This window comes from Sutterella sp. (assembly GCF_030539355.1).
Lineage (GTDB): Bacteria > Pseudomonadota > Gammaproteobacteria > Burkholderiales > Burkholderiaceae_F > Sutterella.
In genome coordinates this window covers 13589-25984 of sequence record NZ_JAUNSF010000007.1, presented here as the reverse complement: position 1 = coordinate 25984, position 12396 = coordinate 13589, and the positions used below count along the sequence as shown (strand labels likewise).

Annotated in this window: 13 protein-coding genes; all 13 read right to left on the bottom strand. The window is 66.8% G+C overall.

The window, feature by feature from the left end; translation table 11 throughout:
* Positions 1-106: 106 nt before the first annotated feature.
* Positions 107-1498, bottom strand: a complete 1392-nt coding sequence (rseP, locus tag Q4F91_RS02585; RefSeq protein WP_303334229.1) for an RIP metalloprotease RseP — start codon at positions 1496-1498, stop codon at positions 107-109.
* 23 nt (positions 1499-1521) lie between these two features.
* Positions 1522-2694, bottom strand: coding sequence for a 1-deoxy-D-xylulose-5-phosphate reductoisomerase (gene dxr, locus Q4F91_RS02580; protein ID WP_303334227.1), 1173 nt, complete (start codon positions 2692-2694; stop codon positions 1522-1524).
* A gap of 48 nt (positions 2695-2742) precedes the next feature.
* Complete coding sequence (locus tag Q4F91_RS02575) at positions 2743-3906, bottom strand: metallophosphoesterase (protein ID WP_303334225.1); 1164 nt, start codon at positions 3904-3906, stop codon at positions 2743-2745.
* A 196-nt stretch (positions 3907-4102) separates the two neighbouring features.
* Positions 4103-4741 (bottom strand): YigZ family protein, encoded by a 639-nt coding sequence (locus Q4F91_RS02570; protein ID WP_303334222.1) that lies wholly within the window; start codon positions 4739-4741, stop codon positions 4103-4105.
* Complete coding sequence (locus Q4F91_RS02565) at positions 4738-5583, bottom strand: phosphatidate cytidylyltransferase (protein ID WP_303334221.1); 846 nt, start codon at positions 5581-5583, stop codon at positions 4738-4740. The genes Q4F91_RS02570 and Q4F91_RS02565 overlap by 4 nt, the downstream gene beginning before the upstream one ends.
* A 222-nt stretch (positions 5584-5805) precedes the next feature.
* Positions 5806-6516 carry a polyprenyl diphosphate synthase gene (uppS, locus tag Q4F91_RS02560; RefSeq protein ID WP_303334219.1) on the bottom strand — a complete coding sequence of 237 codons (711 nt, stop codon included), beginning with the start codon at positions 6514-6516 and terminating at the stop codon, positions 5806-5808.
* 168 nt (positions 6517-6684) lie between these two features.
* A complete protein-coding gene (locus Q4F91_RS02555; RefSeq protein WP_303334218.1) occupies positions 6685-7086 on the bottom strand; it encodes a hypothetical protein in 402 nt (133 codons plus the stop codon).
* Positions 7087-7241: 155 nt separating this feature from the next.
* Positions 7242-7802, bottom strand: coding sequence for a ribosome recycling factor (gene frr, locus Q4F91_RS02550; protein WP_303334217.1), 561 nt, complete (start codon positions 7800-7802; stop codon positions 7242-7244).
* A gap of 175 nt (positions 7803-7977) precedes the next feature.
* Positions 7978-8709 carry a UMP kinase gene (gene pyrH / locus Q4F91_RS02545; RefSeq protein WP_303334216.1) on the bottom strand — a complete coding sequence of 244 codons (732 nt, stop codon included), beginning with the start codon at positions 8707-8709 and terminating at the stop codon, positions 7978-7980.
* Between the two features lie 362 nt (positions 8710-9071).
* Positions 9072-9956, bottom strand: coding sequence for a translation elongation factor Ts (gene tsf / locus Q4F91_RS02540; RefSeq protein WP_303334215.1), 885 nt, complete (start codon positions 9954-9956; stop codon positions 9072-9074).
* 180 nt (positions 9957-10136) lie between these two features.
* Complete coding sequence (rpsB, locus tag Q4F91_RS02535) at positions 10137-10904, bottom strand: 30S ribosomal protein S2 (protein WP_303334214.1); 768 nt, start codon at positions 10902-10904, stop codon at positions 10137-10139.
* 229 nt (positions 10905-11133) lie between these two features.
* Positions 11134-11610 (bottom strand): YgiW/YdeI family stress tolerance OB fold protein, encoded by a 477-nt coding sequence (locus Q4F91_RS02530; protein ID WP_303334213.1) that lies wholly within the window; start codon positions 11608-11610, stop codon positions 11134-11136.
* 261 nt (positions 11611-11871) lie between these two features.
* Entirely contained in the window at positions 11872-12288 is a 417-nt protein-coding gene (locus Q4F91_RS02525) for a NirD/YgiW/YdeI family stress tolerance protein (RefSeq protein WP_303334212.1), read from the bottom strand.
* Positions 12289-12396 lie beyond the last annotated feature (108 nt).

Below are 12396 nucleotides of genomic sequence, written 5' to 3'. Positions count from 1 at the left end.
AAGCCGCGCGAAATCCCATGAAAAAATTTGGGTCTAAGGTTACCACAAGGCCGCGCCCTGACGAGGGCGCGGCGCATGTGATATCGCCCGCGGAAACACTTCAGAACTAACTGCCGAGGCGCCACACGTCGTTGAAGGTCACGTAGATCGCGAGCGCCCCCAGGAGCACCATCGAGATCATCGCGAGCTTCTGCCTGAGATCGCGCGAGAAGGAGCGCCCCATGAGGCCCTCAAGCGCGAGGAGCACGAGCTGCCCGCCGTCGAGCGCCGGGATCGGAATCAGGTTCATGAAGCCCACCGCGATCGAGATGAGCGCGACGAACTCGAGGAAAGGCGAGAGGCCCGAGGCCAGCGCCGTTCCGGCGAGCGCCGCGATGCCGACGGGGCCGGCGAGGTTGTCCGTGCCCACCTCGCCCTTGGCCATGCCGCCCACGGCCTCGGCCTGGAAGCGGGTGAGGCCGACCACCTTGGAGAAGGCGACCTGGATCGCGGTGAGCGGGCCGTGGCGGACGGTGACGGGCTCGATGCCGGGCCCGAAGCGGACGTCGGCGCGGCCGATGACCTGGCCGGTCTTCTCGTCGGTGACCGCGCGCGGGGTGAGGACCACCGTGCGCTCAGGCGTTTTGCGGTCGAACTGCCGGACGGTGAGCTCGATGGGCTTGCCCGGATTGGCGCGGATGATGGGCCCGAAGGTCTCCATCTGCACGGGCTCGCCGTTCACCGCGCTCACGATGTCGCGGGGCTTGAGGCCCGCCTGATCCGCCGGGCCGCCCGGCTCGGCCGAGATGACCATGAGGCCGCGCGCGGCGAGCATCAGGCCCACCTTCGGGAGCACGAGTCCCTTGTTCTCCGTGGCCTCCGCCATCGAGATCCCGGAGAGGTCGAAGTGGCGCACGATGAGCTCGCCCGAGCGGTCGAACTCGATGACGACGTCCGGCTCGCCGATCCGCTCGAGGAGCGCGGAGTTGAGATCCATCACGCCCGTGATGGGGCGGCCCGCCACGCGGACCACGCGGTCCATGTTGGCGAGCCCCTGGGCCGCGGCCTGCGACTCGGGCATGGGACTGATGTAGGGGGCGACGTCCTGGACGCCGATCGCGCCCGAGGCGGCGAAGAGAATCACCGCGAGCACGAAGTTCATGAGCGGTCCCGCGGCGACCACGATGGCCTTGCGCCAGCGCGGGCCGTCCTCGAAGGAGAGGCCCTTCGCGCGGACGTGGCCGGGCTCGTTCACGGACCTGGGGTCGGTGAGGCCCGGCACGTCGTTGTCATCGTCCTCGAACGCGACGTAGCCGCCGATCGGCAGCGCCGACACGGCGAACTCGGTGTCCCAGGCGCGGCGGCGCCAGAGCACCTTGCCCATGCCGATCGAGAAGCGGCGGACGGCGAAGCCGAGCCACTTGGCGGCGAGAAAGTGTCCGCCCTCATGGATGATCACGATGATGCCGATCGTGATGAGAAAGCCCGCGAGGGCGAGGAGCACGGTCAGTGTCTGCATTTGATGAGTGAACCCCAAGGTGTTCAGAAGGCGCGCGAGGCGAGGAGCGCGCGGGTGCGCTCACGGGCCTCGGCGTCGAGCGCGAGGATCTCCTCGAGCGACGCGGGCGCGGGCGCGGTGAAGCCGCGGGTCATCTCGGCGACGGCCGCGAAGAGCCCCGTGAAGGAGATGCGGTGGTCAAGGAACGTCTCGACGGCCACCTCGTTGGCGGCGTTCATCACGAGCGACGCGGCGCCGCCCTCTCGGAGCGTCTCGCGGGCGAGCGCGAGGAGCGGGAAGGTCTCCGTGTCCGCCTCCTCGAAGGTGAGCTTTCCGCACTCGGCGAGCCTCAGGGGCTTCACGCCCGTCGTGATGCGCTCGGGCCAGGCCATGGCGATCGCGATCGGGGTCTTCATGTCGGGGCTGCCGAGCTCGGCCATCACGGCGCCGTCGGCGTACTCGACCATCGAGTGGATGATCGACTCGGGATGCACGAGCACGTCGATCCTGCTCTCAGGGAAGTCGAAGAGCCACGCGGCCTCGATCACCTCGAGGCCCTTGTTCATCAGGCTCGCGCTGTCGCAGCTGATCTTGCGGCCCATGTTCCACTTCGGGTGCTTCACGGCCATCTCGGGCGTGATGCCCGAGAGGTCCTTCCAGCCGCGGAAGGGGCCGCCCGAGGCGGTGAGAATGATGCGGGCCTCGCGGCGCTGCGCGGGCGTCGCCGCGGCGAGGCTCTGAAAGACCGCGCTGTGCTCGCTGTCGACGGGCAGCAGCGTCGCGCCGCACTCGGCGACGGTGCGCATGAGCAGCCCGCCGCCGCACACCACGCTCTCCTTGTTGGCGAGCATCAGGCGCTTGCCCGCGCGGGCCGCGGCGAAGGTGGGCGCAACGCCCGCGGCGCCCACGATCGCCTGGAGCACGGCGTCGCACTCGGGATCGCGCGCGAGCTCGGTGACGGCCGCCTGACCCGCATGGGCCTCGGTGTCCTTCAGGCCCGCGGCGTCGAGCGCATCACGGAGCTCCCGGTAGCGCGACTCGTCCGCGACCGCGACATGCTTCGGACGGAACTGCACCGCGGCCTCGACGAGCGGAGCGACGCGGCTGCCGCCCGCGAGCGCATGAATCCTGTACTTGTCCGGATGAAGGGCTGCGACCGCGAGCGTCGAGCGGCCGATGCTTCCCGTGGCGCCGAGGAGCGTGATTTTCTGCTGCATGTCTTGTCTCTCAACAAATCTTCAAAATGAATTCTTTTCCGCGGGGGCTCAGGCGCGCCTGAGCTCCAGGAGCGCAATCTCGGAAGGCACGCCCACGCGCATGGGGAAGCCGTTCCAGAGCCCGGAGCCCGGGTGGACGTAGAGCCGCGCGCCCCTCGGGCCCTCGTAGAGGCCGCGCACGTAGGTGCGGTTCATCAGCCCCACGAGCAGATCCATGCCGAGGATCTGTCCGCCGTGGGTGTGGCCGGAGAGCTGGAGCGCGAAATCGGTCTCGGCAAGGTACTGCTTGAAGTAGCCCGGCTGGTGCGCGAGCAGGATGCGCGGCACCTCGTCCGCCGCCGGGGCGCCCTCGAAGGTCGCGCGCGCGTCGGGGAGGATTCGTCCGAAGCGCTGCGCCATCGGGTCGCGGACGCCGCCGAGGACGATCTGCGCCGGCGCGCCGCCCTTCCCCCGGACGTCAACGACCGCGTGCTCGTTCTGCAGCAGCCGGATGCCGAGGCTCTTCAGTTTGGCGATCCACGCGTCGTAGTCGCCGTAGTGCTCGTGGTTGCCCTCGCACCCCCAGACGCCCGAGCGGGCGCGCAGCTCCGCGAAGGGCGCGACGTCGCGCTCGCGACGCTCGACCATGCCGTCGACGAAGTCGCCCGTGATCACGACGAGCTCGGGATTGAGCGCGTTGATGCGCTCGACCATCGCACGCGTCCAGGGCTCGTACATCATCGCCGAGCAGTGCGTGTCGGAGAGCTGCACGATCTCGAAGCCCTCGAGCGCCTCGGGGAGATCCTTCACCGGAATCACATGGCGGCGCACCTCGGGCACCTCGATGCCCCTGTTCTCGCCGTATAGCGCGAGCGCCGCGCTCGCGAGTCCCATGCCGATCGCCGTGCGGCGGCTCTTCTGCACCGCGTCGTGCACCTTCTCGCCCGAGCGGCCCGCGAGGACGGAGAAGAAGATGACCGCCTCGCGCAGGAGCGTCAGCGCGCAGAGAAAGAGCAGCACGCCCTCGCCGTAGTTGCCGGCGATGAGAAGCCACCGCGGGAGCTCCGGGGAGACAAGGCCGCCTCCGAAGAGCGTCGAGAAGGTCGAGAAGAATGCGCAGAAGAGCGTGAGCGCGGCGAGCGCGCGCTTCACGTTCCGCGGAACGTCGAGCGGCAGCACGAACCGCCACAGCACCCACGCGGCCATGATGAAATGAAAAAGGGAGAAGCGCATTCGACTCGACGGTGGTTCTTAAGGCTCAGATCCTTGGGGTTGATCAGGAAACTTCCGCCCTTCCCGCGGACGAAGAACTCCTTGGGCGGGCGCGCGTCCGATTCTAGCGGCCCATGCAGACGTGCACGGGCCCGAAAGCGTTTCGAAACGCCCGAAAGTATTTCCGGGAGAAAAGAGCGAACGGAGACGCCTGCGCTCAGTTCGCCTCCTCCTCCTGGCGGTCGATGAGCGCCTCGCCCGAGGTGAGACGCGCGAGCTCCGCCTCGAGCTTTCCGGCGGCGGCCTCGGGGACGAGGATCTCGTACGAGGCGTCCCAGCGGTAGTCGGCGGTGAGCACCTCGCAGCCGAGTTCGCGGGCGAGGTTCTGGAAGCTCCCGTCATAGGCCGTGTCCATCGAGATCACGTAGCGCACGAGCACCTCGCGCTCGCGCACGGGAAGTCCCTCGAGGCCGAGCTTCACCGATCCCTGGTAGGCGCGCACGAGTCCGCCGGTGCCGAGCAGCGTCCCGCCGAAGTAGCGCGTCACGACCGCGACGATCTCGCCCACGCCGCTGTGCAGGAGCGCCGTGAGCATGGGGCGGCCTGCGGTGCCCTTGGGCTCGCCGTCGTCGCTCGCGCCGACCTGGGCGGTCGAGCCGGGCGCGCCCGCGTTGAAGGCCCAGCAGTTGTGGGTCGCCTGCGGGTGCTCGGCGCGGATGCGCTCGACGAACGCGTGCGCGGCCTCGGGCGAGGCGGCGCGCGCCATCGTCACGATGAACCGCGAGCGCTTGATCGTCTCCTCGGCGCGGTGAATGCCGCCGGGCGGGAGATCGGGGACGGGATAGGTCTCGCTCATGCGAAGAGCATGATGGTGATCATGATCCAGGTCGCCGTCGGGATCACGGGCATGGAGGAGTCCATGCGGTCATAGAAGCCGCCGTGGCCGGGGAGCAGGTTCGAGGAGTCCTTGATGCCGGCGAGGCGCTTGAGCATCGACTCGAAGAGGTCGCCCGCGATCGAGAGCGCAATGAGCATCGCGAGGATGATGACACCCCAGATGAAGCCGGCGTGCTCGAAGACGAAGTTCGTGAAGACGTTCTTCTGGTCGCAGAACCAGTAGCAGAGCAGGAAGTAGATGATGACGAGGATGTAGGCGCCGATCACGCCTTCCCAGGTCTTCTTGGGCGAGATGGCCGGGCAGAGCTTGTGCTTGCCCCAGGCGCGGCCGCAGAAGTAGGCGAAGATGTCCGCGCCCCAGATGATGCACATCACGGAGAGCACGAGCACCCAGCCGCCGTACTCATTGAGCCAGAGGAAGGAGAGGTACGCCGCGGGAACGAACACGACCGCGGAGAGCTGGCACTGGATGACGTTCACCTTGAAGCCCTTCTCGCGGGTGAAGAGCTCCACGAAGAAGATGACGAACCAGGCGAGCATCACGACGCCGTCGACGATGAAGAGGAACCAGTCCATGCGCGGCAGCGCTCCCGCCCAGTAGAGCGAGAACTGCGTCACCATCTCCACGGCGGAGATGAGCGCGGCCGGGACGGGGCCGAGGTTGCCGATCCTCAGCCACTCGAAGAGCGCGAGGCCGAAGGCGATCGCCATGACGCCCGCGAACGCGAGCGGGCCCGCCCAGATTGAAAAGCCCAGGATGAGAAACAGAACGGCCGCGGTGGCGATTCGTAGCGACAGCATCTTTGACGGGAACCTTTTGTAGTTGAAATGATCTTGGAAGCGCCCTCTTTCGAGGGAGAAGAGGTCATGCGGGCGGCCCGGGGGGGCTGCGGCCGCGCGGCATGCGCCGTCCGCCGCGGTCTGTCCGCGGGGAAGAAGGCGGGGCACTTCAAAGGCGAATTGTAGCGAGCGAGTCCGCGGGAAAACCTTAAAAAGCGCCCGCTTCCTCAAGGACCGGCGAAATCAGCCGATCGAGGTCACCTGCTCGGAGGTCATGCCGAAGCGGCGCTCGCGGCCGACGTACCAGTCGATCGCATCGTCGAGCGACGCGCCGTCGAAGTCGGGCCACAGCGTGTCGGTGAAGTAGAGCTCCGAGTAGGCGGCCTGCCAGAGGAGGAAGTTCGAGATGCGCCGCTCGCCCCCGGTGCGGATCATCAGATCGACGGGGCCGTCGTCACGGGCGCAGAGGCGCTTCTCGATTCCCTCGAGGGTAAGCTCGCCCGCGGCCGCGGCGGCCTGAGCGGCCTGGAGCATGTCCCAGCGGCCGCCGTAGTTGGCGGCGATGTTGAACTGCATGCTTCGCCCCGCGGCGGTCGCGGCCTCGGTGCGGTCGATCGCGGCGTTGAGCGTCTCCGAGAACGCCGTGCGGTCCCCGATCACGCGGAGCCGCACGCCCGCGTCGGCGAGCGGCTGCTCCCAGCGGTCCAGGCCCGCGGCGAAGAGCTTCATGAGGGCCGTCACCTCGGCCGCGGGGCGGCGCCAGTTCTCGCTTGAGAAGGCGAAGACCGTGAGCGCGGCGATGCCGCGCTCGGCCGCGTGCTTCACCACGCGCTCGAGCGCGAGCACGCCCTTGCGGTGTCCCTCCACGCGCGGCATGAAGCGGGACTTCGCCCACCTGCCGTTGCCGTCCATGATGATGGCGATGTGCCTGGGCAGTGCGGGTTTCTTTGACATGTGGCGGCTCTTCTGGGAGGAATCTGGGGTTCTGGCTCGGCTTTTCCCGGGGGAGGGGCGCTCCCCCGGAAAATGAAAGTTTACAGGCAGTGAGGTGCGTTCTGACGACGGGACGATGTCAAATGTGTATCACCGGAGCCGGGCACCGTCCCGCCGACGGCCAGCATTTCACTCCTCGGCGTACTTCGCGCGCCCGTCGACCGAGAGCACGAGTTTCCCGGAGCGGCGCTCGAGCCGAAGCGACTGGTCCGCCCAGATGTCGCCCGAGCGAGCGAGCACCGCCGAGCCCGTCGACTCGGGGAGCCAGACCTCGGCGCGGGAGCCGTCGTCGGAGACGAGCGCGAAGGCGGAGATCACGGCCGAGCCGGTGCGCTCGACGGGGTTGAGCCTCACGCCTGCCTCGAAGGGCTGCACGCAGGCGCCCTTCACCTCGCTCCAGCTGAAGCCGGCCGAGGGAATGCAGCCGTGATCGTCACGGTCGCCCCCGAGCAGACCGGCCGAGGAGCAGCCCGTGAGGGCGACGGCGCCGGCAGTGAGCGCGGCGGCAAGAATTCGACGGGAGGATGTCATCGGAAAAAACTCCTTCAGAAATAAAACCGGCGTGGGCGGACGCGCCGCTGCTCTCTGACACCAATGATGCCGCTCCGCAGATGCAAAAGGCCCGCGCGAAGCGAGCCTTTTTGCAAGTAAAGGTGTCCTCACTGAGGACACCGGAATCCGACGGTTTAGACCGTCATGATCTCCTTTTCCTTCTCCTCGATCACCTTGTCGATCTCGCCGACGTAGCGGTCGGTGAGCTTCTGGACCTCGGTCTCGAAGCGGCGCTGGTCGTCCTCGGAGATCTCCTTGTCCTTCTCGAGGCGCTCGAGCGTCGAGTTGGCGTCACGGCGGAGGTTGCGCACGGCGACCTTGGCGTCCTCGCCGAAGCCCTTGACGACCTTCGTGAGCTCGCGGCGGCGCTCCTCGGTGAGCGGGGGCAGCGGAACGCGGATCGTGTCGCCGGAGGTGGCGGGGTTCAGACCGAGGTCGGAGTCACGGATGGCCTTCTCGATCGCCTTCACCATGTTCTTTTCCCACGGCTGGACCGTGAGGGTGTGCGCGTCACCGACGCCCACCTGGGCGATCTGGTTGATCGGGGTGGGGCAGCCGTAGTAGTCAACCTTGACCTTGTCGAGCAGGCCCGTGGAGGGACGGCCCGTGCGGATGCGGGAGAAGTCCTCGCGGAGCTTCTCGACGGTGACGCCCATCTTGTGCTCGGTCTGCTTGATGCATTCGGCAGCGGTCATGAAAATTCTCCTTGGCGCTTCCCGCATATCCTCCGGCGGAGCCCGGTCTTTTCATCAGGGCGGTCCGGAGCGGAAAGCTTGCGGTTCAGTATGTCTGGAATTCAGTGCGAAAACGGGCCGAAAGGCGCACCTTCCGGCCCGGAGTGCAAACTGGAAGTTTAGCAAACTTGCGGGTTTAGCTATGAACGAGCGTGCCTTCCTTTTCGCCGAGGAGCACGCGGCGCAGGGCGCCCTTCTTGTTGATGTTGAAGACCTTGATCGGCAGACCCTGCTCGCGGCAGAGCGCGAAGGCCGTGGCGTCCATCACCTTGAGGTTCGTGCGGAGCGCCTGGTCGAACGTGATGTCATCGAACATCGTGGCAGTCGGATCCTTCTTCGGGTCGGCCGTGTAGATGCCGTCGACCTTGGTGGCCTTCAGCACGATGTCGGCGCCCACCTCGGCGCCGCGCAGCGCCGCCGTCGTGTCGGTCGTCATGAAGGGGTTGCCCGTGCCGGCCGCGAAGATCACGACGCGGCCGAGGCGCAGGTGGCGCAGGGCCTTGCCGCGGATGTAGGGCTCGGCGACCTGCTCGATGTTGAGCGCGGACTGGACGCGGGCCTCGATGCCGTTGTTGCGGCAGCAGTCCTGGAGCGCCATGGCGTTCATCACCGTGGCGAGCATGCCCATGTAGTCGCCCGTGGCGCGGTCCATGCCGGTGGCGCCGAGCGCGACGCCGCGGAAGATGTTGCCGCCGCCCACCACGATGCCGATCTGCACGCCGAGTTCAAGCGCGGTGCGGATCTCCTCGATCATGTGCTGAAGCACGGAGCGGTTGATGCCGAAGGCGTCGTCGCCCATCAGGGCCTCGCCGGAGAGTTTGAGAAGAATGCGCTTGTAAATGGCCTTGGGCTGCTCTTCGGTATCCATGTTTCCTGCTCCCCATTCCGGCCGCGGGCATCCGCACCCTCAAGCCGGCAAAGATTGACTGTCTGGCCCGCCGCTGGCGGCCGGTGACCGGTCCGCGCAGGCGGGATGTGCGCCGCGTCCCGGGAGAATCAGGTGCTTGTCCATCGGATCCGTCCGGGCCGTGTCGCAGGCTCGGAGCGGGATTATACGCGGCCTCAGCAAAAATCCCTAGTGTCCGAATGACAGGGAAGAGCGTGAAACGGGATGACGCTGACGCGTGGATGCATCAGGCCCGAAAAAAACGCTCCCCGGGGGAATTCCTCCCGGAGAGCGTTTATCGAAGCAAGCTTCTTCAGGCGGCCTGAGCGGCCGCTGCTGAGAAATTACGCCTTGGCGGCGGCGGCCTGAGCGGCCACTTCAGCGGCGAAGTCGTTGCTCTTCTTCTCGAGGCCTTCGCCCACGACGTAGAGCGTGTAGGCGGCAACCTCGGCCTTGGCGGCCTTGAGGAGGTCGCTGACGGCCTTCTTGTCGTCCTTGACGAACGGCTGGTTGACGAGCGTGACTTCCTTGAGGAACTTCTTCACGGAGCCTTCGGCGATGCGCTCAAGCATGGCCTCGGGCTTGCCGGCCTCGCGGGCCTTCTCGATGGCGATGCGGCGCTCGGACTCGATCGCGGCGGCGTCGATGCCCGTCTCGTCGATGGCCTTCGGCTTGGAGGCGGCGATGTGCATGGCGATGTCATGCGCGAGCTCGGCGTCACCGCCGACGAGGTCGACGAGCACGCCGATGCGGCTGCCGTGGACGTACTGCGAGATCTCGCCCTTGGCCTCGATGCGGGCGAAGCGGCGGAACGTCATGTTCTCACCGATCTTGCCGACGAGACCCGTGCGGATGGCCTCGAGGGTCGTGCCCTCGACGTCGAGCGCGAGGAGAGCGGCCATGTCGGCGGGGTTCTTCTCGGCGACGAGCTTGACGGCGTCGTTGGCCATCTTGAGGAATTCGGGGTTCTTCGCGACGAAGTCGGTCTCGGAGTTGACCTCGAGGATCGCGCCGGTCTTGCGGTCATCGGAAACGTACACGACAACGACGCCCTCGGCGGCGATGCGGGCAGCGGCCTTGCTGGCCTTGTTGCCGAGCTTGACGCGCAGGATCTCCTCGGCCTTGGCCATGTCGCCATCGGCTTCGGTGAGCGCCTTCTTGCACTCCATCATCGGGGCGTCAGTCTTGAGACGCAGCTCCTTCACCTGGGCGGCGGAAATAGCAGCCATGTTCTTTAACTCCAATCAGAGGAACGGAAAAAAAATTCGGGTGGATTCTATAGAAAAAGGGGCCCCTGAGGGGCCCCTTTCTGCCTTCGGCCGGTCAGACAGGCCAGCGCCGCGGATGTGTTCGGACTGAACGGCTGCGGGCGGCTCGTGCCGGCAGGGGCCTTCAGATCAGTTGACTGATCAGGCGGCCGGGGTGGCCTCGGGGGCTTCCTCGGCGACCTCGACGAACTCCTCGTCGGTGGCGGCGGCGGCTTCCTCGGCGGACGTGGCCGAGTCAGCGCGGCCGGCGATCACGGCGTCGGCGATGCCGGAGGCGTAGATCTGGACGGCCTTGGAGGAGTCATCGTTGCCCGGGATGACGTAGTCAACACCCTCGGGGGAGCCGTTCGTATCGACAACGCCGATGACGGGGATGCCGAGCTTGTTGGCTTCCTGGATGGCGATCTTGTGATAGCCGACGTCGACGATGAAGAGGGCGTCCGGAAGGGCGTTGAGGTCCTTGATGCCGCCGATCGACTTGTTGAGCTTCTCAACGGAGCGCTGGAAGTCGAGGGCTTCCTTCTTCGTGAGCTTGGCGGCGGTGCCGTCCTCAAGCTGGGCTTCCATTTCCTTGAGGCGCTTGATCGTGCCGCGGACCGTCTTGAAGTTGGTCAGCGTGCCGCCGAGCCAGCGCTGGTCAACCCAGCCGCAGCCGGCGCGCTGCGCCTCTTCAGCGATGATCTCGCGACCGCCGCGCTTGGTGTCAACGAAAAGGATGCGGCCGCCCTGGCTCGAGAGCTGACGGGCGAACTTGCAGGCCTCGTCGAACATCACAACCGTCTTCTCGAGGTTGATGATGTGAATCTTGTTGCGGGCGCCGAAGATGTACTGAGCCATCTTCGGGTTCCAGAAACGGGTCTGATGACCGAAGTGGCAACCCGCTTCGAGCATTTCACGCATGCTGACCATTTGAATATCTCCAAGGTTTTGTCAGTCTGACACAGTCTGCAGGAACCGATTCTTCTTAGTTCGAATCAACGGCACCTCGGGTGCAGGCCGCGCGCAATGTACATACCCGGGCCGACCATGGACTCCGGGCGGAAAGAATCCGGCCCGAGGGGACCCCAGGCCGGACGAAAGATGAGATTTTAGACAGGCTCCCGGTTTATTTCAACTGCAGGAGCGATTTTTCTTGGCCTCAGTGGCGCGGCCCCGGCTGAGGCGCGGGCTTCGGAGCAGGCTTCGGGGCCGGCTTCGGCGCGGCCTGGAGCGGGCGGACCGACTTCACGTCGAGTTCGACACCGCGCTTGCCGCGGTCGATCTCGGCGCGGATCTCCACGCGCTCGCCGCGGCGGAAGTGCGACCAGTCGCGGTCGTGGTCGAGCTCGGCGGTGATCGAGCCGCCGCCCTCATCGACGAAGAGGTACTTCTCGCCGCGCAGTTGCTTGTCAAAGCGCCCGCGCAGCGTCACGTGCATGTCGTCGCGGCCGTGGCGCTTCACCCAGTCGGCGGTGACGATCGGGCTCTGGTCCTGGTGGGCCTTCGCGTGCGGCGCGGGAGCGGGGGCGGGCCCGCCGAATCCCTGGGGACCTGCCGCCTGGGCGGCGGGGATCGCGGCCATGGCGAGCGCGGCGACGGAGGCGAGTGCTGCGAGATGAAGCTTGATGCGTGTCATGGTCTTGTCTCCTCAAAGATTCCGGCGTCGGAGCCGGAAGAGTCGGTTCCGGAGGATTTCTCTTCCTCCTTGAGACGCACTTTACGGACCTTGAATTAGAGAGAGGTGAGCCGCAGGTTAGCAAAGGCTTAGTGCGTCACTCTCCGTAACCGCCGGCCCCCGGAGAAGCAGAAAACCGCCCGCGGCGGTGTTCGCTGCGAAGGCGGTTCCCTTGAGGTTCCTTCAGGGCGGGACGCCTGCGGGAAGCGTCCCTGCCGGTCGTCACTTGCCGAGCGGGCGGGCGGAGCGGACGTCGAGCTCGGTGCGGTTCCAGTCGCGGTCGATCTCGGCTGAGATCTCCACGAGGGCGCCGCGGTGAACCATCGACCAGTCGCGGTCGTGGTCAAGCTCGGCGGTGATGCCGTTGCCCTGCTCGTCGACGAACTCGTACTTGTCGCCGCGGATGTGCTCGGTGAAGCGGCCGCGCAGCGTCACCATCTGATCGTCGGAGCCGTTCTTCAGCACCCAGTCGACCGTGACGAGCTGGCCGTGGCCGAAGCCCTGCGGCGCACGGGCATGCGCCTCGGGGTGATGCATCTCAAAGCCCTGGGGGCCGCCGGCCTGGGCGGCCGGCATGGCGGCGAGCGAGAGCGCGGCGATCGAGGCAAGGGCGGCGAGGCGGATCGAATTGCGTGTCATGGTCTGGTCCTCCGGAACGTCGGCCGTCCCTCTGGTCCGGACGGCGCGTTCACTTGTCAAAAACTGGTTCTCCCCGGAGCGCCGGTCCTGGTCTGGGGTCCTGACCGC